The sequence below is a fragment of the Paraburkholderia caledonica genome, assembly GCF_000383275.1.
Lineage (GTDB): Bacteria > Pseudomonadota > Gammaproteobacteria > Burkholderiales > Burkholderiaceae > Paraburkholderia > Paraburkholderia caledonica.
In genome coordinates, this window is record NZ_KB911036.1 from 210795 (window position 1) to 233953 (window position 23159).

Genomic DNA, 23159 nt, shown 5'->3' on the forward strand with positions numbered 1-23159 from the left:
CGTTCAATCCGATTTTTTGCCCGGCTACTGAATGTCCCGATGAACACGCAATACACGATCACCGAGCTCGCGCGGGAGTTCGACGTCACACCGCGCGCGATCCGCTTCTACGAAGATCAGGGTTTACTCTCACCGAGCCGCGAAGGTTCGAGCGGCTTGCGGCGCGTCTACTCGGGCCGCGACCGCACGCGGCTCAAGCTCACGTTGCGCGGCAAACGGCTCGGTTTCACGCTCTCCGAGATTCGCGATCTGCTGGACGTCTATGAATCGCCAACTGACACGGTGCCGCAACTACAAGCGTTTCTCGCCACGGTCGCGCGTCATCGCGACGTGCTGGAGCGCCAACTGGAAGACCTGAACGCGACGCTCGAAGACCTCGCGCAATATGAAGCTCAGGCGCGGGCGCTGCTCGAGAACGGCACGCACAAGGCACGTGAAGCCAAGCCCGCGTAAGCAGGCGGAGAACCGCCGCCCCTCAGTTTTTTTGCCGCAAGTTGAGCCGTGTAACGATGCGGAACAGGAGCATTGAGCGGAGTTAGTCGGAAAAGTCGGCGAGTGCCCTGCAACGCTCAGGTGGCGGCGGGTCATCAACCGGTTGGCGCAATGCGTCGAAGGCGCACTCGAACGATACAATCACGGGTGTCTTCACGACATGAGACGAATGCACGGTCGACATGAATCACTTCCCCAAACTGTTGTCGTCGCAAATCGGCTTTGACGTCGCGGAAACGCTGCTCGAAGGGTTCAACCGGCACTACCGGATCTTTCGCGACGCGGCGATCCACGCCAAGGCGCTGTTCGAAAGCGGCGACTGGCACGGTCTGCAAAAGCTGGCCCGCGAGCGCATTACGTCATACGACGATCGCGTAGAAGAATGTGTCGCGCTGCTCGAAGACGAGTACGACGCGGAGAATATCGACAGCGAAGTGTGGCAGCAGATCAAGCTGCACTACATTGGGTTGCTGACCACGCATCGTCAGCCCGAGTGCGCGGAAACGTTCTTCAATTCCGTCTGCTGCAAAATCCTGCATCGCTCGTATTTCAACAACGACTTCATCTTCGTGCGTCCGGCGATCTCGACCGAATACATCGAGAACGACGAACCCGCGGCAAAGCCTACCTACCGTGCGTACTATCCCGGCAAGGACGGCCTCGCCGCCACGCTCGAGCGCATCGTCACGAACTTCCAGCTTGAGCCGCCGTTCGAAGATCTGACGCGCGACGTCGGCTGCGTGATGCAGACCATTCACGACTCGTTCGGTACATTCGACGAAGCGCCGAACTTCCAGATTCATGTGCTTTCGTCGCTGTTCTTCCGCAACAAGTCGGCGTATATCGTCGGCAGAATTATCAACGGCGATATGCTGCTGCCGTTCGCGGTGCCGCTGCGCCACGTGCAGCCCGGCTTGCTCGCGCTGGATACCGTGCTGCTCAAGCGCGAACAGTTGCTGATCATTTTCAGCTTCTCGCACTCGTACTTTCTAGTGGATATGGAAGTGCCGTCCGCCTACGTGGAATTCCTCGGCACCATCATGCCGGGCAAACCGAAGGCCGAGATCTACACGTCAGTCGGCTTGCAGAAGCAGGGTAAGAATCTGTTCTACCGCGACTTGCTGCATCACCTGTCGCATTCGAGCGATCAGTTCATCATCGCGCCGGGTATCAAGGGGCTCGTGATGCTGGTGTTCACGCTGCCCTCGTTTCCGTATGTGTTCAAGCTGATCAAGGACAACTTTCCGCCGCCGAAAGAAACCACGCGCGCGAAGATCCAGGAGAAGTATCAGCTGGTGAAACGGCACGACCGCTTGGGCCGCATGGCGGACACGCTCGAATATTCGAGCGTTGCGCTGCCCCTTTCGCGGCTCGACGAAGCGCTCCTGCGCGAACTGGAAAAGGAAGTGCCGTCGCTGCTCGAATACGACGGCGACAATCTCGTGATTCGCCATATGTACATCGAACGTCGCATGGTGCCGCTCAATCTGTTCCTGCAAAACGGCAGCGACAACGACGTCGATCACGGCATCAAGGAATATGGCAACGCGGTAAAAGAACTGATGCAGGCGAACATTTTCCCCGGCGACATGCTGTACAAGAACTTCGGCGTAACGCGCCACGGCCGTGTCGTGTTTTACGACTACGACGAGATCGAATATCTGACCGATTGCAACGTGCGAGCGGTGCCCGCGCCGCGTAACGAGGAAGACGAAATGTCAGGCGAGCCGTGGTACTCGGTCGGCCCGCACGACATTTTCCCGGAGACGTATGGCACTTTCCTGCTCGGCGACCCACGCGTGCGCCGCTCGTTCCTGCAGCATCACGCCGACTTCTTCGATCCCGCGCTGTGGCAAAAGCATAAGGACCATCTACTGAAGGGCGAATTGCCCGATTTTTTCCCGTACGACAGCAACGTGCGCTTCTGCATCCGCTACCCGGAACGCTTTGCCGATACGGCATCCAACGCACCGAATGCTCAGGACGCCGCGCAAGCGCCAGAGAACGAGCGCAGCGTAAAAGTCGCGTAACGGCTCGCACGCCGCATGAATGACGCTCGTACGACACCGAATCTAACGTAACGACCCGGCCGCTCAAACGGTCGAATAACCGCCAAGACGCTTTATGAACACTAACGCTTCCAACCCCGCTCACCCGCTCGCTCATCTGTTCGACAACAACGACGCGTGGGTTGCCCGCAAACTGTCCGAAGATCCCGAGTACTTCTCGCGCCTTGCGCATCAGCAGACGCCCGAGTATCTGTGGATCGGCTGCTCCGATTCGCGCGTGCCGGCCAACCAGATCATCGGCTTGCCGCCGGGCGAAGTGTTCGTGCATAGAAACATCGCGAACGTAGTGGTGCATACGGATCTGAACTGTTTGTCGGTGATCCAGTTCGCGGTGGATCTGCTGAAGGTCAAGCACATCATGGTGGTCGGCCACTATGGCTGTTCGGGCGTGGGCGCGGCATTGCACGGCCGCCGCGTGGGTCTCGCGGATAACTGGCTGCATCACGTGCAGGACGTGCGGACGAAGCATGCCGCGCTGCTCGACGAATGGCCGCTCGGCGAGGCGCGTCACCGGCGTCTCGTCGAACTGAACGCTTTGGAACAAGTGGTGAACGTGTGCCGCACGACCATCATCAACGATGCATGGGCGCGCGGCCAGGAACTGACCGTGCACGGCTGGGCGTACGGCGTGCACGACGGCAAGGTGCGCGACCTCGGCATGACGATCAACAACGCGGCCGCGCTCGATGAAACTTACCAGCGTTGCGTCGCCGCCGTGTCGGCAAGCCGCGCGCATCAGGCGGACAACGACGTGGTCGCCGCCGATGCGGCCCAGCTTGGCGACGTGCCGGCTATCGTCGAAGGTGTGATCAAGGAGCTAAAACATGAGTGAGACAAACATGAACGGCACAACGGCTGATCCAGTTGTAATCGTGAGCGCGGCGCGCACGCCGATGGCCGCGTTCCAAGGCGATTTCGCGTCGCTGACTGCGCCGCAACTCGGCTCGGTGGCGATCGAAGCCGCGGTTCAACGCGCGGGCCTCAAGCCCGAGCAGATCGACGAGGTAGTGATGGGCTGCGTGCTGCCGGCCGGCCTCGGCCAGGCGCCCGCACGACAGGCCGCGCTCGGCGCCGGCCTGCCGCTTGCAACCGGCAGCACCACGGTCAACAAGATGTGCGGCTCCGGCATGCGCGCGGCGATGTTCGCGCACGACATGCTGGCCGCCGGCTCAGTGGACGTGATCGTCGCGGGCGGCATGGAGAGCATGACGAATGCGCCGTACCTGTTGCCGAAGGCGCGCGGCGGCATGCGCATGGGTCACGGCCAGGTGATCGACCATATGTTCTACGACGGCCTCGAAGACGCGTACGAAAAAGGCCGCCTGATGGGCACGTTCGCGGAAGAATGCGCGGCTTCGTTCGACTTCACGCGCGACGCGCAGGACGCATTCGCCGTCGAATCGCTGAACCGCGCGAAGCGCGCGAACGAAGACGGATCGTTCGCGTGGGAAATCGCACCGGTGAAGGTCGAGAGCCGCAAAGGCGAAGTCACCATCGATCGTGACGAACAGCCGTTCAAGGCGAACCTCGAAAAAATCCCGACGCTCAAGCCCGCATTCAGCAAAACCGGCACGGTGACGGCAGCAAACTCGTCGTCGATTTCGGACGGCGCCGCGGCCCTCGTGATGATGCGCGAATCGACGGCCAAGCGTCTCGGCGTCACGCCGATTGCGCGCGTGGTCGGCCACTCGACTTTCGCGCAGGAACCGGCGAAATTCACCACTGCTCCGGTCGGCGCGATTCGCAAGCTGTTCGAGAAGAACGGCTGGCGCGCCGACGAAGTCGATCTGTACGAAGTCAACGAAGCGTTCGCCGTGGTGACCATGGCGGCGATGAAAGAGCACAAGCTGCCGCACGACAAGGTCAACGTGCACGGCGGCGCATGCGCGCTCGGCCATCCGATCGGCGCATCGGGCGCACGTATTCTCGTCACGCTGATCGGCGCGCTGAAACAGCGCGGCGGCAAGCGCGGCGTCGCGACGCTGTGCATCGGCGGCGGCGAAGCGACTGCAATGGGTATCGAACTGGTTTGACGCGTAGTACGCACGTTCAAGCGTGTCACTTGGTCTGAGGTGAATCATGAAGACAGTGTTGATCGTCGGTGCATCGCGCGGCATCGGCCAGGAGTTTGTCCGGCAGTACAAACATAGTGGCTGGCGGGTGCTCGCCACCGCGCGCGACGGCGCCGCGCTCGACACCCTCACTCAGCTTGGCGCGCAAACCTATTCCGTCGACGTGACCGAGCCGGAGGATATCGCCGCGCTCGGCTGGAAGCTCGATGGCGAGCATGTGGACCTTGCCATCGTCGTGTCGGGCGTGTACGGCCCGCGCACCGAAGGCATCGAAACCATCACCGCCGAAGACTTCGACCATGTCATGCACACCAACGTGCGCGGCCCGATGCAACTGATGCCGATCCTGCTGCCGCTCGTCGAAGAATCAGGCGGCGTGCTCGCGGTGATTTCGAGCAAGATGGGCAGCATCGGTGAAACGAGCGGCACGAGCGGCTGGCTGTATCGCGTGAGCAAGGCGGCGTTGAACGACGCGCTCAAACTCGCGTCGCTCGACGCGCAGCGCGCCACGTGTGTGTCATTGCATCCCGGCTGGGTGCAAACCGACATGGGTGGCGCGCAGGCGGCGATCGACCCCACGCGCAGCGTCGCCGGCATGCGCGAGGTGCTCAAGCAGGCCGCCGCGTCGCGCGAAGCGTTCAACGGCCGCTTTTATCAATACGACGGCACGCCGCTGGAATGGTGAGGAGACACGCTCATGGTGCTTGATCAGGACCACCTCATGGTCCGCGACGCGCTGCGCACATTCGTGCGCGAAGCAGTCACGCCGTACGCGGCGACGTGGGATCGCGAGCGCACGTTCCCGAAGGACGTTCACCGTCAACTCGCGGAACTTGGCGCATACGGCGTGCTGGTGCCCGAAACCTACGGCGGCGCCGGCATGGACGCGCTCGCGCTCGCGCTGATTCTCGAAGAAATTGCCGCGGGCGACGGCGGGACATCCACGGCGATCTCCGTGAACAATTGCCCCGTATGCAGCATCCTGCTGACTTACGGCAACGACGCGCAAAAGCGTGAGTGGCTCACGCCGCTCGCGCGAGGCGAAATGCTCGGCGCGTTCTGTCTGACCGAACCGCAAGCCGGCTCCGACGCATCGGCGCTGCGCACCACCGCTACACGCGACAAAGACGGCGACGCGTACGTGCTGAATGGCGTCAAGCAGTTCATCACGAGCGGCAAAAACGGCGACGTTGCGATCGTGATGGCCGTCACCGACAAGGCGGCGGGCAAGCGCGGCATCAGCGCGTTTATCGTGCCGACCGACAGCAAGGGTTACGTGGTCGCGCGAGTCGAAGACAAGCTCGGCCAGCATTCGTCGGACACTGCGCAAATCATCTTCGAAGACTGCCGCGTGCCGGCCGCGAATCTGATCGGCGCGGAAGGCGAGGGTTATCGCATCGCGCTGTCGGGGCTCGAAGGCGGGCGCATCGGCATCGCTGCGCAAAGCGTCGGCATGGCCCGCGCCGCGTACGAAGCCGCGCTGACCTATGCAAAAGAGCGCGAGAGTTTCGGTCAGCCGCTTTTTTCGCACCAGGCGGTGCAATTCCGCCTCGCCGACATGGCGACGCAACTGGAAGCCGCGCGTCAGTTGATCTGGCACGCGGCGTCGCTGAAGGACGCCGGTCAGCCGTGTCTTACGGAAGCCGCCATGGCGAAACTGTTTGCGTCGGAAGCTGCCGAGCGGATCTGTTCGGCGGCGCTGCAGATCCACGGCGGCTACGGGTATCTCAGCGACTTTCCGGTCGAGCGGATTTATCGCGACGTACGCGTGTGCCAGATCTACGAAGGCACGAGCGACATTCAGAAAATATTGATCGCGCGCGGTCTCGGCTAGGGTTCGATGAGTTTGATGACTTCGATGAGTTCGAAAAACAGTCACACGTCGTCCGTGCAGCGGCCTGCCGACTGCCCATGCGGCGGCGCGGTTCCGGGCCAGGCGAGCGCCGCAAAAGCGCCGCGCTTCGAGCAGTGCTGCGGCCGTTACATCGACGGCGGCGAGGTCGCGCCGCGCGCACTGGAACTGATGCGCTCGCGTTACAGCGCCTATGTTGTCGGCGCAACGAACTATTTGCGCGCGACCTGGGCGCCGCAAACCTGCCCCGCCGATCTGGACGCCGACGTGTCGGCGCCCGACGCTCCTCGCTGGCTCGGACTGCAAATCAAGACGTTCGCGGAGATCGATCCGCGTCACGCGACGGTCGAGTTCGTCGCCAGATACAAGGTGGCGGGCCGCGCGCACAGGCTGCACGAGTTGAGCCGCTTCATTCGCAACGACGAAGGACGCTGGCTCTACGTCGACGGCGATGTAAGCGAGTAGCTTTCAGCGCCTTTCTATTATCTGGCCGCGCGGCTGCGGATAATGCGGCGCCATCGCATATGGCCCCATAGAAGCGTCGTTTTCTTCCGTTGGCTCGACGCCACAGGCCTTGCCTTACCTTTGCTCACCTGGCGCGCTGCGGTGCCGCGCAACGGCTTGCCAGCGCCTGCTCAAGGACCCTCAAGGACCCGCCTGCCCCCGCCCCCAGCGCGCCCCGCGCCGAGTCCACGCCCGCCATGCAAGCCGGCACGCGATGCAGCAATTTTTTCGTCGCGGGTTCTCCTTGATTGCACAAAACAAAATTGTCGTGCCAGGATGAGGTCGTTGCTTCGTGACGCCGCGATGCGAGGACCAGTTGGTAAGGGTTCCGCAAGCCGCGCCGGCGCTCGGCCGATAACCAGATAGAAACGGTTACGGCCGCGGCGCCCGGCGGCAGACGTGGCGTTCATCATCGGCGCGTGGGGTCGCGTCGGCCGTTGGGTTTATCCCGTGCGATCTCGATTGACGTGCGTGCGCTTCGCGCAATGCGTACGTGAGCATCTTTTTGTTTGTCGCAAACGTGCACGAAAGGCGAATGTCGGCCGCGTGTTTCGATGAACGGACATGAGATGTCCAGGCAGTCTTTTCAGGCAGGTGCGTGAATGGTGTTGAGCAAGGTCCTTACGAAGTGTGCGGTGATTTGTGCAGCGGCCACGTGCGCTGTCGCAGTCGCGCAGGCGAATCCGCTCGCGGACGCCCAGCCCGGACCCCTCGCCCGCGCGCAGGTGCCGCGCATCGCGCTCCAGGACGACGTTTATCTGCCCACCGCGCGCCTGAACCAACAGATTATCCGCATACCCGTCGATGCCGACGGTGACATCACGCTTCAGACAACGGTCTACAAGCCGGACGGCGCAGGCCCGTTTCCGATGATCGTCTTCAATCACGGCAAGATTCCCGGCGATCCGCGTATGCAGGAGCGCAGCGACCCGCTGCCGCTCGCGCGCGAATTCGTGCGCCGCGGCTATGTGGTCGTAGCACCGAACCGCCAGGGTTTTGGCCAGTCGGGCGGCGTCTATCATCAGGACGGTTGCGACGTCGAACGCAACGGCATGTCGCAGGCCGGCGACGTTGCGGCCGCCGTCGACTACATGTCGAAGCAGCCCTACGTCGACGCGTCACACATCGTGGTGGCCGGCACGTCACACGGCGGTCTCGCGACATTGGCCTACGGCACCGAGGCCGCACCGGGCGTGCGCGCGTTGATCAACTTTTCGGGCGGCTTGCGGCAGGACGCGTGCGGCGACTGGCAAGGCAACCTGACGCGCGCATTCGGCGCGTATGGCGACAAAACGAAAGTGCCGTCGCTGTGGATGTACGGCGACAACGACTCAGTGTGGAATGCGCCACTCGTGGCCGGAATGTACTCGGCGTACGTAGCGCACGGCGCAAGCGCGAAGATGGTCGACTACGGCAGCTACAAGAACGACGCACATCGGCTCGTCGGCGACCGCGACGGCGTACATGTGTGGTGGCCGGCCGTCGAGGCCTTCCTCGCCCGCGTCGGCATGCCTACGGGCGTGCAGTACCGGGTGGCGGATCCTTCGGCGCCCAAAGCAAGCGGCTTTGCTTCAGTAGATGCCATAGACGCGGTGCCCTATGTCGACGAAGCTGGACGCAACGGCTATCGCAACTTTCTGCATCAGTATCCGAGCCGCGCATTTGCGGTGTCCGACACGGGCGCATGGTCGTGGGCCGAGGGCGGCGACGACCCGATGTCGGTCGCGATTGCTAATTGCCAGAAACAGAGTTCCGCGCCGTGCCGGTTGTATGCCGTCGATAGTTCTGTCGTCTGGGGCGATCAAGGTTCGCGGACGGCGGATAGTGGTGCCACCGGCGGGTCCGGATCTTCTGCCGACGAAGCACGGCGGGCTATTGCCAGTCGCGAATGATGTTGCGATTGGGTTCTGGTTCAAATGCGCAGCGGTTTAGGGCATAGGTCGGCCATTAATTTTTAAATACGCCAATCTTCACTAGCCGTCTGCCTGTTCTTTTCTGTCTCTCCTCTGAATTTCTTAAAGGCCCGCTTGGTGGGCCTTTCTTGCATTCCCCTATGCTGCCAACCCAGCGAAGTGGCTGCACTTTCCATCGTGAAGATCGAACTTCCAGGCTGAGGTGTCAGCACGACGACTCCGTCTGATTTCGGTCCGTCAAGCTCCACAATTTGCCAGCCTCAAGCCTTCTCCGATCGCCCGTGACCGATAGTCACATCTCCCCGCTCGTCCCCCTTCCCCCGAATCTCGCCCACTACCCCCAATTACTTTGCCGTCGTCAACTCCGGCGATTTGCGAGCTTCAGATTCAAACGCAAATCACCTGTCGCGAACACCGCTGAACCCCGCGGCGGCCAGCGAAAAGCACGGTCAAAGGCCTAGTGCAAAGGCCCAAATAAACCGCTAATCTCGACCCCGCACGCTAGCCGAGGGCTGCGCGCAGCGTCGCCAACGCGCACGCGCCGCGCCCGGAAAAACCATAAAAACCAATCACGGCAGCAGCAAGAAAAGCTTCTCTGGAGTACCTCTTGGAAAATTCAGCAACACCGTCAATATCGACCGAAGACTGGGTGGCCCGCAGCCTGCGCGCGGTCTGGCATCCCTGCACGCAGATGAAGCACCACGAGCGCCTTCCGCTCGTGCCGGTCGCGCGCGGTCAAGGCGCGTGGCTGTACGACCGCGCCGGCCATCGTTATCTGGATGCGATCAGTTCGTGGTGGGTGAATCTCTTCGGCCACGCAAACCCGCGGATCAACGCGGCGCTCAAGGACCAACTGGATACGCTCGAGCACGCCATGCTCGCCGGTTGCACGCACGAACCCGCGATCGAACTCGCGGAGCGCCTCGGTGCGCTCACACACGGCACGCTGGGTCACGCGTTCTTCGCGTCGGACGGCGCATCGGCAGTCGAAATTGCGCTCAAGATGAGCTTCCACTCGTGGCGCAATCGCGGTTTCGCCGACAAGCAGGAATTCGTCTGCATCGCGAACAGCTACCACGGCGAGACCATCGGCGCGCTCGGCGTGACCGACGTCGCGCTGTTCAAAGACGCCTATGACCCGCTGATCCGCAACGCGCACGTCGTCGCGTCACCCGACGCGCGTCTTGCGAAACCAGGTGAGACGGCTGCGGACGTCGCACGTCGCGCGCTCGACCATGTACGCGCGCTCTTCGAAGCCCGCGCCACGAAGATCGCAGCGCTGATCGTCGAGCCGCTCGTGCAGTGCGCAGCCGGCATGGCCATGCACGACGCTTCGTATATCGCCGGCCTACGCGCGCTGTGCGATCAATATGGCGTGCATCTAATAGCTGATGAAATCGCCGTTGGCTGCGGACGCACGGGCACCTTCTTCGCGTGCGAACAGGCTGGCATCTGGCCGGACTTTCTGTGCCTCTCCAAAGGGATAAGCGGTGGCTATCTGCCGCTTTCCATCGTGCTCTCGCGCGACGAAATCTTCGAAGCCTTCTATCACGACGACACCGCTCGCGGCTTCTTGCACTCGCATTCGTACACCGGCAATCCGCTCGCATGTCGCGCGGCGCTGGCCACGCTCGATCTATTCGCGACCGACAACGTGCTCGCAGCCAACGCGCAAAAGTCGGCAAAGCTGATGGCCGCGCTCGCGCCGCTCGCAGAGCATGAACAGGTGCGAAACCTGCGGCAATGCGGCACCATCGTCGCCTTCGACGCGGCAATCGAAAACCCTCAGCATGCCAAAACATTTTCGCGCCGCTTCTTCGAAAACGCGTTGCAACGCGAACTGCTGCTGCGCCCCATTTCGACCACGGTTTATCTGATGCCTCCATACATTCTCGACGACGACGAACTCGCGCTGCTCGCCTCGCGCACTCGCGAAACGTTCGAAGCAACGCTCGCGCAGGTCTGCTAATGCATCTTCTCGACAGACTCTCAGAGGGGCTAAAGGAAATCGACGAACGCGGCCTGCGCCGTCGACGCCGCACGGCCGACACGCCCTGCGCCGCGCACATGACGGTCGACGGCCGCGAGATTATCGGCTTTGCGAGCAATGACTATCTCGGGCTCGCCGCGCATCCGCAACTGATCGCCGCCATTGCCGAAGGCGCGCAACGCTACGGCGCGGGCAGCGGCGGTTCGCATCTGCTCGGCGGCCACTCGCGCGCGCATGCGCAGCTCGAAGACGACCTTGCTGAATTCGTCGGCGGATTCGTGGATACCCCGCGCGCGCTCTACTTCAGCACCGGCTACATGGCGAATCTGGCGACGCTCACCGCGCTCGCGGGCCGCGGCACGACGCTCTTCTCCGACGCACTGAATCACGCGTCGCTGATAGACGGCGCCCGTCTATCGCGGGCAGATGTGCAGATCTATCCGCACTGCGATATGGAAGCGCTGAGCGCGATGCTCGACGCGTCGGACGCGGATGTGAAAGCAATCGTCTCCGACACGGTGTTCAGCATGGACGGCGACATCGCACCGCTGCCGCGTCTGCTCGAACTCGCGGAACAGCATGGCGCATGGCTGATCGTCGACGACGCGCATGGTTTTGGCGTGCTCGGTCCGCAAGGCCGCGGCGCCGTCGCAGACGCCGCGTTGCGTTCGCCGAATCTGATTTCCATCGGCACGCTCGGCAAGGCGGCGGGCGTGTCGGGCGCGTTCGTCGCCGCGCACGAGACGGTGATCGAATGGCTCGTACAGCGCGCGCGTCCTTATATTTTCACCACGGCATCCGTGCCTGCGGCAGCGCATGCGGTTTCGGCGAGTCTGCGCATTATCGGCGGCAATGAAGGCGATGAACGCCGCGCGCATTTGCGGCAATTGATCGAACGCACGCGCGCGATGCTCAAAAGCACGCCGTGGATTCCGGTCGATTCGCACACTGCCGTGCAGCCGCTCGTGATCGGCGCGAACGAGGCGACGCTGGATATTGCGGCCTCGCTCGACCGCGCCGGTCTGTGGGTTCCCGCAATCCGTCCGCCGACCGTGCCCACCGGCACATCGCGCTTGCGCATATCGTTGTCGGCCGCGCATTCGCATGCGGATCTCGACCGGTTGGAAGCCGGCCTGCAACAGGCAGGAGCGCAAGCCATATGACCGCCACGAACTCTGCCCTGTCGCTATTCGTCACCGGCACCGATACTGAAATCGGCAAGACGTTCGTCTCTTGCGCACTGTTGCGCGGCTTCGCGCGCGAAGGTCTGCAAGCCGCCGCGATGAAGCCGATCGCTGCGGGCGCGTTCGAACTGAACGGCGAACTGCATAACGAAGACGCGGATCAGCTCGACGCCGCTTCGACCGTGCTGCTGCCGCCCGCGATGCGCACGCCGTATCTGCTGAAGGAACCCGCTGCGCCACATATCGCGGCTGCGCTGGAGAACATCGCCCTCGATATCGACCATATCGTCGCTTGCCATGCGCAGGCGTTGACGCGCGCCGACGTGGTGGTAGTGGAAGGTGTCGGCGGTTTCCGCGTACCGTTGACCGCCACACATGACACTGCCGATCTCGCCGTCGCGCTGAAGCTGCCGGTCGTGCTGGTGGTCGGCATGCGACTCGGCTGCATCAGTCACGCGTTGCTCACCGCTGAGGCCATCGCCGCGCGCGGGCTCACGCTTGCTGGCTGGGTAGCGAATCGCGTCGACCCGGACATGACTTTTCCCGACGAAAACATCGCGTCGATCCGCGAGCATCTCGCGCGTGAACACGGCGCGCCGTTGCTCGGCATCGTGCCGCATCTGCGCCCAACGGCGCCGGAACTCGCGGCTGATCAACTCGACATCAACCGGCTATTGCAGACGCTGCGTGACGCGCAGCGCTGAATCAACCAACACATCCATTCATGAGGATTGAACCCATGACGCAACTGAACATCGCCCCCGCGCGTGCTGAAACGGCCGCGAATAACCCCAATGCAAACGCCAATGCGAACGCCAACGCCAACGCCAATGTCGATGCAGCGGGGAAGCAGCTCGCGCGCTGGCGCGTTGCCGATATCGTCGCGTTGTATGAACTGCCGTTCAATGACCTGATGTTTCGCGCGCAGCAAACGCATCGCGAGCATTTCGATGCGAACACGGTGCAACTGTCGACACTGCTTTCCATCAAGACCGGTGGCTGCGAAGAAGATTGCGCGTACTGCCCGCAGTCCGTGCATCACGATACGGGCCTGCAAGCGGACAAGCTGATGCCGGTCGACGAAGTGCTCGCCGCCGCGAAGGCCGCCAAAGAAAACGGTGCGACGCGCTTCTGCATGGGCGCCGCGTGGCGCAATCCGAAAGACCGGCACCTCGAGCCGATCAAGGACATGATTCGCGGCGTGAAGGCGATGGGTCTGGAAACCTGCGTGACGCTCGGCATGCTCGAAACGCATCAGGCGCAGCAACTGCGCGAAGCAGGCCTCGACTACTACAACCACAACCTCGACACGTCGCCGGAGTTCTACGGCCAGATCATTTCGACGCGCACTTATCAGGACCGTCTCGACACGCTCGAACGCGTGCGCGACGCCGGTATCAACGTGTGCTGCGGCGGCATCGTCGGACTGGGCGAGTCGCGCCGCGAACGTGCGGGCCTCATTGCACAACTGGCGAACATGGAACCGTATCCGGAATCGGTGCCCATCAACAATCTGGTGCAAGTGGAAGGCACGCCGCTGACAGGCACTGAATCGATCGATCCGTTCGAATTCGTTCGGACGATTGCGATTGCGCGCATCACCATGCCGCGCGCGATGGTGCGCCTGTCGGCCGGTCGCGAGCAGATGGACGAAGCGTTGCAGGCAATGTGCTTCCTCGCAGGCGCGAATTCGATTTTTTACGGCGATCAGTTGCTCACCACGAGCAATCCGCAAGCGGAAGCGGACCGCAAGCTACTCGAACGCCTCGGTATTCGCGCCGAGGCCGCGCAGCACATGCCGCTCGATAAGAGCGGCTGCGAGCATGGTTGCGAACACGAGCAACCGGCACAGGCCGCGACGAACTAAGTACACTGACCGCGCGCTGTAAATGCCGCGCAATGAAAAAGGCCGCTTCAATATGAAGCGGCCTTTTTTATCTTCAGTCCGAATAGTTACTTCTTGTCGACGATGATCTGATCGAACGTTCCGCCGTCCGAGAAATGCGTTTGCTGCGCTTTCTGCCAGCTGCCGAACATTTCTTCGACGGTGAACGTCTTGATCGGCTTGAATTCGGCGGCGTGCTTCGCGAGCACGTTCTTGTCACGCGGACGCAGATGATGTTGCGCGATGATCTCCTGCGCGGCCGGCGACCATAGATAGTCCAGGTAAGCCTGCGCCTCCTTGCGCGTGCCGCGCTTGTCGACCACCTTGTCGACGATCGATACCGGCGGCGCCGCAAGCAGGCTCACCGACGGATAGACCGCTTCGAAATTGCCCGCGCCCACGCCGGTATTCATCAGCGCGACTTCGTTTTCGAATGTCACCAGCACATCGCCGATGCCGCGCTGCGTGAACGTCGTCGTTGCGCCGCGGCCGCCCGTGTCGAGCACCGGCACATTCTTGAAGATCGCTTTTTCGAAGTCGAGCGCCTGTGCGTCGCTGCCGCCGTGCTGCTTGCGATATCCCCATGCGGCCAGATACGTATAACGCCCGTTGCCCGAAGTTTTCGGATTCGCGATCACCACTTGCACGCCGGGCTTCGCCAGATCATCCCAGTCTTTGATGTGCTTCGGATTGCCCTTGCGCACGAGGAACACCATCGTAGTCGTGTACGGTGCGCTGTCGTCCGGCAGACGCGTGCGCCAGTTGGCGGGGACCAGTTGGCCCTTTTCCGCGAGCAGGTCGATGTCGTTGGGCTGGTTCATCGTCACGACGTCCGCCTGCAAACCTTGCAATACCGACAACGCCTGCGCACTCGACGCGCCATGCGACTGGCGAATCGATACGCTCTCGCCGCTCTTCTGCTTGTACGCGGCGATGAAGCCGGCATTGATGTCCTTGTACAACTCGCGTGTCACGTCGTAAGACACGTTCATCAACGACGTCTCCGCGTGCGCTGCCGACACGCCGCCGAGCGCAAGCGCGGCTGCCGTAAAACCGGCCGCCAGCCAGCGCGTTGTCCCCGTCCTGTATGCCATGTTGTCCCCGCTATCGATGATAAAAACCTGTGGCCGCGCAATTGCGCAGCGTGAAGCGGGATTCTAGCGGATCGCCTGTGCGCGCCTCGGCCGAAGTCGGGGCGCGCGATAGTCGCCGCATGGCGGGCATCGAGCGGCGCACGATAAGAAGCCGAACGGGTCTGCCGAACAAACGGACCCGAGCCAGCGCATCAAACCAGCGCCTGCTGGCCAATCTCGAACGCTTCGTCGCGAAAGCGCAGCGGCGCCGCGCAATGCACCAATGTGTCGACGAAATACTTCGCTCTCGGCCACGGACCGAACCCGGCTGCGGTGTTGATGTGCCCTGCGTCGCCCAGATTGACGAACGCACTGCCGAAGCGCTGCGCGAGTTCGCGAGCGCCGGCGAGCGGCATCCACGGATCGGTTTCACTGCCGATCAGAATGGACGGAACGCCGACACGCCTGGCCTCGAACGGTCCCGCGAAAGCGAATTTCTGCGGGCTTGCGGGCGCAACGAACAGCACGCCGACTACCTCGTTGGCATACGACGCCTGCTGCAACGCGTGCGCAGCCGCGAGGCAGCCGAAGCTATGCGCGGCGAGCACGAACGGCCCCCGTTCACGCGCGAGCAGTTCGCGCAGCGAGTTCGCCCAACCTGCGACGTCCGGTGCATCCCAGTCGGCCTGCTCGACGCGCAACGACCGCGCGAACTGACGCTCAAGCCAAGTTTGCCAATGTGCGCCCTCGCTGCCGTGCAATCCGGGAACGGTCACGAGCCGCGGCGGCCACGGCGCTGTGGTGCATGAAAGCATGTCTGTCCCTCGCTACGGGAAACCGGGAGGTCATTGTCCCGCCGCGCGACGCGTGGACGAACCAAGTTTTTGTGCTTTGTTTATGGAGTGGATCGCAGCAACGGGCGGCGCATTGGCCCGCAACGCGCACGGTCGTGCGCAACCGCGCGGGATTGCCGGCGAAAAAGTAGAATGAAGCCTACCCATAAAAGGAGGAGCCCTCATGTTGCCAGCGTCGTGCGCCGCGCCGCAGCCGCCGGAAGCCTCGCAGCCATGCCGGCGTGCATCTCGCGCGAAGCGGCGCGACCGCGCATTCAAAGGCGAGGCCGCATGAAAATCCTCTTTTACATGCCGAACGCCGAAGCCGCCGCCTGGCTGCACGACTTCGCCCGTGCGCTGCCGAAGGCCGATCTGCGCGAATGGCAGCCCGGCGACACCGCGCCCGCCGATTTTGCCGTCGTATGGCGCCCGCCTCGCGACATGCTGGCCGACCGCAGCGATCTGCGGGCGATCTTCAATCTGGGTGCGGGCGTCGACGCGATTCTCGCGCTCGAACGCGAGCAGCCCGGCACGTTGCCCGCTAACGCGCAGTTGATCCGTCTCGAAGACAGCGGCATGGCGCCGCAAATGGCCGAATACGTAACGCACGCGGTGCTGCGCTATCTGCGGCGTTTCGACGAATATCAGACGCTGCAACGCGAGGGTCGCTGGCAAGTACTCGATCCGCATCCGCGCGAGACGTTCACGGTGGGTGTGCTCGGTCTCGGCGTGCTCGGCGCACATGTCGCACAAGCTGTCGCCGCGTTCGGCATGCCGGTGCGCGGTTATAGCCGTAGCGCGCGGCAGGTCGAAGGCATCACTACGTTTGCTGGCGCGGCGCAATTCGACGCGTTTCTCGACGGCGTGAAGGTGCTCGTGAATCTGCTGCCCCATACGCCGGATACCGCCGACGTGCTCGGCGCGCGCACGTTTTCGCGCCTTGAGCGTGGCGCGTATCTGATCAACGTTGCACGCGGTGCGCATCTCGTGGAGGCAGATCTGCTCGACGCGCTGGCAAGCGGTCAACTGGCCGCGGCCACGCTCGACGTGTTCCGCGAGGAACCGTTGCCCGCCGATCACCCGTTCTGGCAGGAGCCGCGCATCACCATTACGCCGCACATCTCCGCGCTAACGTTGCGCGAAGAAAGCGTCGCGCAGATCGCGGAAAAAATGCTGGCGCTGGAGCGCGGGGAAGCGGTCGGGGGCGTGGTGGACATCGAACGCGGATATTGACATCGTCGAATTGCATGAGCAGGAGCAGGTGCCAAACCGCCAACTCCAATCGACTACTGTGTATGAGGAGACAATCATGGCCGTACCGAAGCAAGTGAAGATCGTCGAAGTGGGCCCGCGCGACGGCCTCCAGAACGAAAAGGAGTTCGTGCCGACCGCCACGAAGATCGAACTGATCAACCGGCTCTCCGCAGCGGGTTTTCGCAACGTCGAAGCGGCGTCGTTCGTGTCGCCCAAATGGGTGCCGCAGATGGCCGACGGCGCGGAAGTCATGTCCGGCATCGAGCGCCGCCCCGGCACCATCTATTCGGTGCTCACGCCTAACCTGCGCGGCTTCGAAGGCGCGCTTGCCGCGCGCGCGGACGAGATCGTGATTTTCGGCGCCGCGAGCGAAGCGTTCTCGCAGAAGAACATCAACTGCAGCATCGCGGAAAGTATCGAACGATTCGCGCCGGTCGCGCAGGCAGCCAAGGAGCACGGCCTGCGCATTCGCGGCAGCGTGTCGTGTGCGCTCGGTTGTCCGTATCAAGGCGAGGTGCCGGTCGCGTCGGTGGTCGACGTGGTGCAGCGCTTTGCAGCGCTCGGCTGCGACGAAATCGACATCGCCGATACGATTGGCGTGGGCACGCCGAAGCGCACGCGCGAAGTCTTCGAAGCGGTGACGCAGGTGTTTCCGCGCGAGCGTCTGTCCGGGCACTTTCACGACACGTATGGCCAGGCGCTGGCCAACATCTACGCGGCGCTGCAGGAAGGAATCGAAATCTATCACGCGTCGGTGGCGGGGCTCGGCGGCTGTCCGTATGCGAAGGGCGCAACCGGCAACGTCGCGACCGAAGACGTGCTGTATCTGATGAACGGCCTCGGTATCGAGACCGGCATCGACCTTGCTCAAGTCGTGGCAATCGGCGATTTTATTTCCACGTCGATCGGTCGGCCGAACGTTTCGCGCGCGGGCAAGGCGCTGCTTGCGAAGGCGCGCAGCGAAGCGGCCAACTGCGTTTGAGCCTACGTCGAACATCTTCCTCAAGACATTGCCGGACACCAGACTATCAGGACCTGACACGATGACGGACCACGCTTCTCTCGACCCGGACGATTTCACCGCATTACCGGACTCTGCACGCCGCGTTGCACTGCTGCTGCGCGAGCGCGGACACAGTGGCCGGATCGTCATGCTGCCGGAGACCGGCAAGACTTCAGCCGAAGCCGCCGCCGGCCTTGGCTGTTCAGTCGCGCAGATCGCAAAGTCGATCCTGTTTCGCCGTCGCGAAGACGATGCGCCGGTGCTGGTGGTCGCAAGCGGCGCGAATCGCGTCGATGAAAAGAAGGTAGCGGCGCAGGTGGGCGACATCGGCCGCGCCGACGCGAAGTTCGTCCGCGAAAAGACCGGCTATGCAATTGGCGGCGTGTGTCCGGTCGGTCATGCGGTCGAACCGGTCACGCTGATCGATGAAGACCTGCTCGCGCTGGACAGCCTGTGGGCGGCCGCCGGACACCCGCATGCGGTGTTCAATTTGAGCGCCCAGGAACTGGTTGCATTGACGGGCGCGCCGGTAGTCGACGTGGCGCTGCGCGAGACGGCCTGACGCGATGACAGCGGTAATCAACAAAGCAACGGATGCTGGCGGCGTGCCGTCGCCGTGCATCAACGTGTGCCGGATGAATGCGTCGACCGGATGGTGCGAAGGTTGCCTGCGCACCATCGACGAAATCGCCGGCTGGTCGATCTACGACGATCACGAGAAGCGCGCCGTATGGAACGAACTGGAGGCCCGGCGCGCCCGGTTGATCGCAGGCCAGGCAAAGGTGCAGCCATGAACGCGCCGCCGCGCATTGTCACCATCGGCGAAACGTTCAGCTCGACGCTCACGTTGTCGGTGGATTCGGTGAAGTCGTTCGCAACGCTCGTCAACGACATGAACCCGCTGCATCACGACGAAGCCTATGCGGCGCAAAGCCGCTTCGGCGGTCTCATCGCGTCGGGCACACAGCCCACCGCTCACTTCATGGCGCTGCTCGCGACGCATTTTTCGACCTACGCGCAGCCACTCGGACTCGACTTCGATATCAAGCTGAAGAAGGCCGCGCACGCGGGCGACACGCTCACCATGACCTGGCGCGTGCGCGACGCTTACTGGAAGCCGAGCCTGAACGGAGACCTGACGCACCTCGAGGGCTCGGTCAGGAATCAGCGCGGTGAAGTTGCAGTGGTCGGCACGTCGACCATTCTCGTGATGCCGAAAGCCGAGGCATCCGTGAACGCAGGCGTAGCAGCCGACTCGGGCACGGGCACGCTATGAACGCATTGCCCGCATTGCCTGCATCGATCCGCGTCTTCGAGCGCGGCTGGCTTTCGTCGAACAACGTGCTGCTCGTCGACGACGACTGCGCCGCTATCGTGGACACCGGTTACTCGACGCATGCGCAGCAAACGTTGGCCCTCGTCCAGCAGGCGCTCGGCGAGCGGCCGCTCGATCTGATCGTCAACACACATCTGCATTCCGACCATTGCGGCGGCAATGCGCTGCTGCAGTCTTCGTGGCCGTGCCGCACGCTCATCCCCGGCTCCGAAGCCGGCGCCGTGAGCAACTGGGACGAGGCTCGGCTGAGCTTCCGCGCGACCGCGCAGACCTGCGAGCGCTTCGGCTTCACAGGCACCATCGCACCGGGCGCAACGCTGCGCCTGGGCGCACTCGACTGGCAGGTGCTCGGCGCGCCCGGTCACGATCCTCATTCGCTGATGCTGTACTGCGCTGACGAACGCGTCCTGATCAGCGCCGACGCGCTGTGGGAAAACGGCTTCGGCGTCATCTTTCCGGAACTCGAAGGCGAAAGCGGCTTCGCGGAGGAGCAGGCGGTGCTCGAAACCATTGCAGCGCTCGACGTGCGCCTTGTTATTCCCGGCCATGGCGCACCGTTCACGAACGTGGGGCAGGCGCTGGACCGGGCTTTCTCCCGCGTGGCGTGGCTGCGCGCCGACCCGGCACGCAATGCGAAGAATGCGCTCAAGGTGCTGATTGTCTTCAAGCTGCTCGACGTCCGCTCGATGAGCTTTGCGACGCTGCTGCAAATGCTCGACGACGCAGCGGTCATGCGTGCGGCCGCCTCAATGCTGAAGCCGCGTGGTGAATGGCCCGCACTCGTCAAAACGCTTGTCGATGAACTGGCTGCCGGAAACGGACCGCTGATGGTGGATGGTGAGCAGATCGTCGCGCGCGCGGCGCAACGGGCGTAAGCGCCTACGTTGCTTGAAGTGATCGAAGTCCGGCCACTGGTAGCCGGAGCATGCGCGTTGGCAAGCGCGCCAGCTTTGGCGCGTCAAAAACCGCCGCCACAAAAAGAAAGCCGCTCGACCTATAAAGGCGAGCGGCGGAAATTCTGTCGGACGTGATCAGCGTCTGGTCGAATGATACGCGCGCGCGATTTTTGACCGCATCAGTGATTTCCCTACAGACGCTTGACGCCGGCCGTTGACCCGCATGCGGTCTGAAAGCAACGGCAGCCGCGCCGAGCCTGGCGAGATTGGTCCGCTGATATGATCAAACGTCGGCGCATATGGTTTGCAATCCATAGCATTGCGGCTTGCCGCGTTGGCCGGACGCGCGGCGCTCAGACGGACGGCACGCGCCTTTGCGGCACGATGCGCCAGCCGAGATTGACGCCCGCAGCCGCAACGAGGATCAGCACCGCGCCCAGCACCTGAATCCATGCTAATGCCTGACCAAACGCAACGCGATCGACGATGATCGCCACCACCGGATAAATGAATGACAGCGCACCGGTCATGGAGGTGGGCAGCTTCTGTATGGCACCGTACAGCAACACATACATGAGCCCGGTGTTCACGACGCCCAGCACGACCAGCTCGACCCATTGCGCGCCAGTGGCAGGCAGCGCGTCGAAACGCACGAACGGCGCCAGCGTGACCACGCCGAGCAACACCTGGATCAGCGCAATCAGGTGCGGCGGCGTGCCCTTCAGGCGCTTCGTGATAATCGAGGAAACCGCATACATTGCTGCCGCGCCCACCGCATAGGCGATACCCACCAGATATTGCCCCGGCACCGCCAGTACGGCCGGTTCGACCTTGACGACAAACACGAGCCCGATAAATGCGATCAGCAGCCACACGACCGTGGACGCGCTGATGCGCTCGCGAAACACCAGCGCGCCGAGCGCCACCAGCATGAACGGCTGCGTGTTGTAGACGGCCGTCGCCATCGAAATCGATGCGCGCGAATAGGCGGCGAACAGCAGCACCCAGTTCGCGACGATCGCCGCGCCGCCGAGCAACGCGAGCCCGAGCATCTTCCACGAGAACAGCTTGCGCCTGAAGAAACCGAGCACGGCGCACACCAGCGCGAGCGTTGCGCCGCCGAAAATGCAACGGAAAAACACGACGTTGAACGGACTCTGCTGCGACGACACCACCAGCCAGCCGATCGTGCCCGACATCAGCATTGCAATGCTCATCTCCGCCGCGCCGCGCCGGATTTCGTTTGAAGCCATGATCCGATCCTCGATTCAATTCTGCCTGACGAGCAGTGTAGATAATCCGCTGTCACGAATACATGGCTAAACTTAAGCAATATCGCGATCAAACCTAATAATCGAAGGCCGTCATGTCAAAACGCCTTGCACAGCCCGCGCCTGCAGCGCTCGACGAAACCGACCGCGCGCTCCTCGCCGCGCTCGCGGAAGACGCGCGCCGTCCAGTCAGCGAACTTGCTCGCCTCGTCGGGCTATCGGCGCCGAGTACGGCCGAGCGCATCCGACGGCTGGAAGCGCAAGGCGTGATCGAACGCTTCACCGTCCAGCTCGATCCGCGCGCGTTGGGCTTCACGCTGCAAGCCATCGTGCGCGTGAAGCCTTTACCCGGCCAGTTGCATCTGGTGGAAGAAGTGATCCGGCGCATTCCGGAGTTTGTGGAATGCGACAAAGTGACGGGCGACGATTGCTTCATCTGTCGCCTCTATCTGCATTCGATCGAGCACCTCGACGAGATTCTGTCGAAGGTCGCCGAGCGAGCGGAGACCAGCAGCGCGATCGTCAAATCGACGCCTATCGCGCGGCGCCTGCCGCCGCTCGTTTAAGCGAGCAACGCTACTTTTCGAGCGCTTCGAAGAAGGACAGCATTTCGGCGACCAGTTCGTCAGGCGCCTCTTCGGGTATGTAGTGGCCGCAAGACAGCGAACGGCCGCTCACGTCGCGCGCCACGTGACGCCATTCGTCCAGCGCGTCGAAGCACTTTTCGATCACGCCCTTGTCGCCCCACAACACGCGCAACGGACAGGCGATCTTCTGTCCGCGCTCGATGTCAGCGCGGTCGTGCTCAAGGTCGATACTCGCCGACGCGCGGTAGTCCTCGCACATTGCATGCACCGCACCGGGTTGCGCGAGCGCCGAGCGGTAAGCGTCGAGCGAGGCCGGGTCGAACGGCGCGAGACCTGCGTGACGGCTTCCCATGACCGCATCGACATAAGCGGCCGGGTTCGCGCCGATCAGCGTTTCGGGCAGCGGCTCCGGCTGAATCAGGAAGAACCAGTGGAAATAATGCGTGGCGAAGGTGCGGTCGGTCGCTTCGTACATGGCCAGTGTCGGTGCGATGTCGAGCAGCATCAGACGTTCGACGGCGTCCGCATGGTCGAGCGCCATGCGATGCGCGACGCGCGCACCGCGGTCATGCGCGCAGACGAGAAAGCGCTCGAACCCGAAGTGCCGCATCACTGCGACCTGATCGGCGGCCATGGAGCGTTTCGAATACGGCGCATGCGTGGCGTCGCTCTGCGGTTTTGCCGATGCGCCATAGCCGCGAAGATCGGTGGCAATGACCGTGAAGTGCTGAGCCAGCTGATCCGCGCAGCGCGCCCAGATCAGATGCGATTGCGGATGACCGTGCAGCAGTAGAAGCGGCGGCCCCGCTCCGCCCTTTACTCCGAAGATATCTGCATCGCCCGCGGCGACGCGAAAGGGCGTGAAAGTCTCGAAGGCCATGGCCGGCGTCTCTCGTCGTTTGAAGTCAGTGCATTGTAAAAGCTCAATGTGTCCGGACCGGGTGG

Annotated in this window: 23 protein-coding genes; 19 read left to right on the forward strand and 4 right to left on the reverse strand. The window is 62.9% G+C overall.

All coding sequences use genetic code 11. The annotated features are described in order from the left end of the window. Positions 1–39 precede the first annotated feature (39 nt). The 12 genes from H281_RS0110790 (at position 40) to bioB (ending at position 13943) form a co-directional block, all read left to right on the forward strand. On the forward strand, positions 40–453 hold the full coding sequence (locus H281_RS0110790) for a MerR family transcriptional regulator (RefSeq protein ID WP_020067122.1): 414 nt from the start codon (positions 40–42) through the stop codon (positions 451–453). Between the two features lie 221 nt (positions 454–674). Next, positions 675–2522 (forward strand): bifunctional isocitrate dehydrogenase kinase/phosphatase, encoded by a 1848-nt coding sequence (gene aceK / locus H281_RS0110795; RefSeq protein WP_020067123.1) that lies wholly within the window; start codon positions 675–677, stop codon positions 2520–2522. 94 nt (positions 2523–2616) lie between these two features. Beyond that, positions 2617–3393, forward strand: a complete 777-nt coding sequence (gene can / locus H281_RS0110800) for a carbonate dehydratase (RefSeq protein ID WP_020067124.1) — start codon at positions 2617–2619, stop codon at positions 3391–3393. Continuing rightward, entirely contained in the window at positions 3386–4594 is a 1209-nt protein-coding gene (locus H281_RS0110805) for an acetyl-CoA C-acetyltransferase (RefSeq protein WP_020067125.1), read from the forward strand. Before can ends, H281_RS0110805 begins: the two co-directional genes overlap by 8 nt. A gap of 46 nt (positions 4595–4640) precedes the next feature. After that, positions 4641–5318, forward strand: coding sequence for an SDR family oxidoreductase (locus H281_RS0110810; protein WP_020067126.1), 678 nt, complete (start codon positions 4641–4643; stop codon positions 5316–5318). 12 nt (positions 5319–5330) lie between these two features. Next, positions 5331–6467 (forward strand): acyl-CoA dehydrogenase family protein, encoded by a 1137-nt coding sequence (locus H281_RS0110815; RefSeq protein WP_020067127.1) that lies wholly within the window; start codon positions 5331–5333, stop codon positions 6465–6467. Positions 6468–6482: 15 nt separating this feature from the next. Then, positions 6483–6950, forward strand: a complete 468-nt coding sequence (locus H281_RS0110820; RefSeq protein ID WP_020067128.1) for a YchJ family protein — start codon at positions 6483–6485, stop codon at positions 6948–6950. A gap of 641 nt (positions 6951–7591) precedes the next feature. Then, complete coding sequence (locus H281_RS0110825; RefSeq protein ID WP_020067129.1) at positions 7592–8881, forward strand: dienelactone hydrolase family protein; 1290 nt, start codon at positions 7592–7594, stop codon at positions 8879–8881. A gap of 628 nt (positions 8882–9509) precedes the next feature. Then, complete coding sequence (bioA, locus tag H281_RS0110830) at positions 9510–10871, forward strand: adenosylmethionine--8-amino-7-oxononanoate transaminase (RefSeq protein WP_020067130.1); 1362 nt, start codon at positions 9510–9512, stop codon at positions 10869–10871. Then, the gene (gene bioF, locus H281_RS0110835) at positions 10871–12055 is read left to right on the forward strand and encodes an 8-amino-7-oxononanoate synthase (RefSeq protein WP_020067131.1); all 1185 of its coding nucleotides are present in this window, start codon (positions 10871–10873) and stop codon (positions 12053–12055) included. Before bioA ends, bioF begins: the two co-directional genes overlap by 1 nt. Continuing rightward, a complete protein-coding gene (gene bioD / locus H281_RS0110840; protein ID WP_020067132.1) occupies positions 12052–12780 on the forward strand; it encodes a dethiobiotin synthase in 729 nt (242 codons plus the stop codon). Before bioF ends, bioD begins: the two co-directional genes overlap by 4 nt. A 35-nt stretch (positions 12781–12815) precedes the next feature. Further along, positions 12816–13943, forward strand: coding sequence for a biotin synthase BioB (gene bioB, locus H281_RS0110845; RefSeq protein ID WP_020067133.1), 1128 nt, complete (start codon positions 12816–12818; stop codon positions 13941–13943). An 86-nt stretch (positions 13944–14029) separates the two neighbouring features. On the opposite strand, the gene H281_RS0110850 is transcribed toward bioB, so the two are convergent. Next, positions 14030–15055: a sulfate ABC transporter substrate-binding protein gene (locus tag H281_RS0110850; protein ID WP_020067134.1), complete on the reverse strand. Its 1026-nt coding sequence runs from the start codon at positions 15053–15055 to the stop codon at positions 14030–14032. Between the two features lie 191 nt (positions 15056–15246). Then, positions 15247–15849 carry an RBBP9/YdeN family alpha/beta hydrolase gene (locus tag H281_RS0110855; RefSeq protein ID WP_020067135.1) on the reverse strand — a complete coding sequence of 201 codons (603 nt, stop codon included), beginning with the start codon at positions 15847–15849 and terminating at the stop codon, positions 15247–15249. 309 nt (positions 15850–16158) lie between these two features. Here H281_RS0110855 and H281_RS0110870 point away from each other — a divergent pair, with 309 nt between their 5' ends. The 6 genes from H281_RS0110870 to H281_RS0110895 all read left to right on the forward strand — a co-directional run bounded on the left by H281_RS0110870 (position 16159) and on the right by H281_RS0110895 (position 20335). Further along, positions 16159–17100 carry a 2-hydroxyacid dehydrogenase gene (locus tag H281_RS0110870; protein WP_020067138.1) on the forward strand — a complete coding sequence of 314 codons (942 nt, stop codon included), beginning with the start codon at positions 16159–16161 and terminating at the stop codon, positions 17098–17100. Between the two features lie 76 nt (positions 17101–17176). After that, a complete protein-coding gene (locus H281_RS0110875; protein WP_020067139.1) occupies positions 17177–18103 on the forward strand; it encodes a hydroxymethylglutaryl-CoA lyase in 927 nt (308 codons plus the stop codon). A 61-nt stretch (positions 18104–18164) separates the two neighbouring features. Further along, complete coding sequence (locus tag H281_RS0110880; protein WP_020067140.1) at positions 18165–18686, forward strand: YbaK/EbsC family protein; 522 nt, start codon at positions 18165–18167, stop codon at positions 18684–18686. Between the two features lie 4 nt (positions 18687–18690). After that, positions 18691–18918, forward strand: a complete 228-nt coding sequence (locus tag H281_RS0110885; protein WP_020067141.1) for a DUF1289 domain-containing protein — start codon at positions 18691–18693, stop codon at positions 18916–18918. Beyond that, the gene (locus H281_RS0110890) at positions 18915–19400 is read left to right on the forward strand and encodes a MaoC family dehydratase (RefSeq protein WP_020067142.1); all 486 of its coding nucleotides are present in this window, start codon (positions 18915–18917) and stop codon (positions 19398–19400) included. Before H281_RS0110885 ends, H281_RS0110890 begins: the two co-directional genes overlap by 4 nt. A 5-nt stretch (positions 19401–19405) precedes the next feature. Next, positions 19406–20335 carry an MBL fold metallo-hydrolase gene (locus H281_RS0110895; protein ID WP_027804485.1) on the forward strand — a complete coding sequence of 310 codons (930 nt, stop codon included), beginning with the start codon at positions 19406–19408 and terminating at the stop codon, positions 20333–20335. Positions 20336–20709: 374 nt separating this feature from the next. On the opposite strand, the gene H281_RS0110900 is transcribed toward H281_RS0110895, so the two are convergent. Further along, a complete protein-coding gene (locus H281_RS0110900; protein WP_020067144.1) occupies positions 20710–21609 on the reverse strand; it encodes a DMT family transporter in 900 nt (299 codons plus the stop codon). Positions 21610–21722: 113 nt separating this feature from the next. Between H281_RS0110900 and H281_RS0110905 the strand changes: the two genes are divergently transcribed. Continuing rightward, a complete protein-coding gene (locus H281_RS0110905) occupies positions 21723–22193 on the forward strand; it encodes an Lrp/AsnC family transcriptional regulator (RefSeq protein ID WP_020067145.1) in 471 nt (156 codons plus the stop codon). Between the two features lie 10 nt (positions 22194–22203). On the opposite strand, the gene H281_RS0110910 is transcribed toward H281_RS0110905, so the two are convergent. After that, a complete protein-coding gene (locus H281_RS0110910) occupies positions 22204–23094 on the reverse strand; it encodes an alpha/beta fold hydrolase (RefSeq protein WP_020067146.1) in 891 nt (296 codons plus the stop codon). Positions 23095–23159 lie beyond the last annotated feature (65 nt).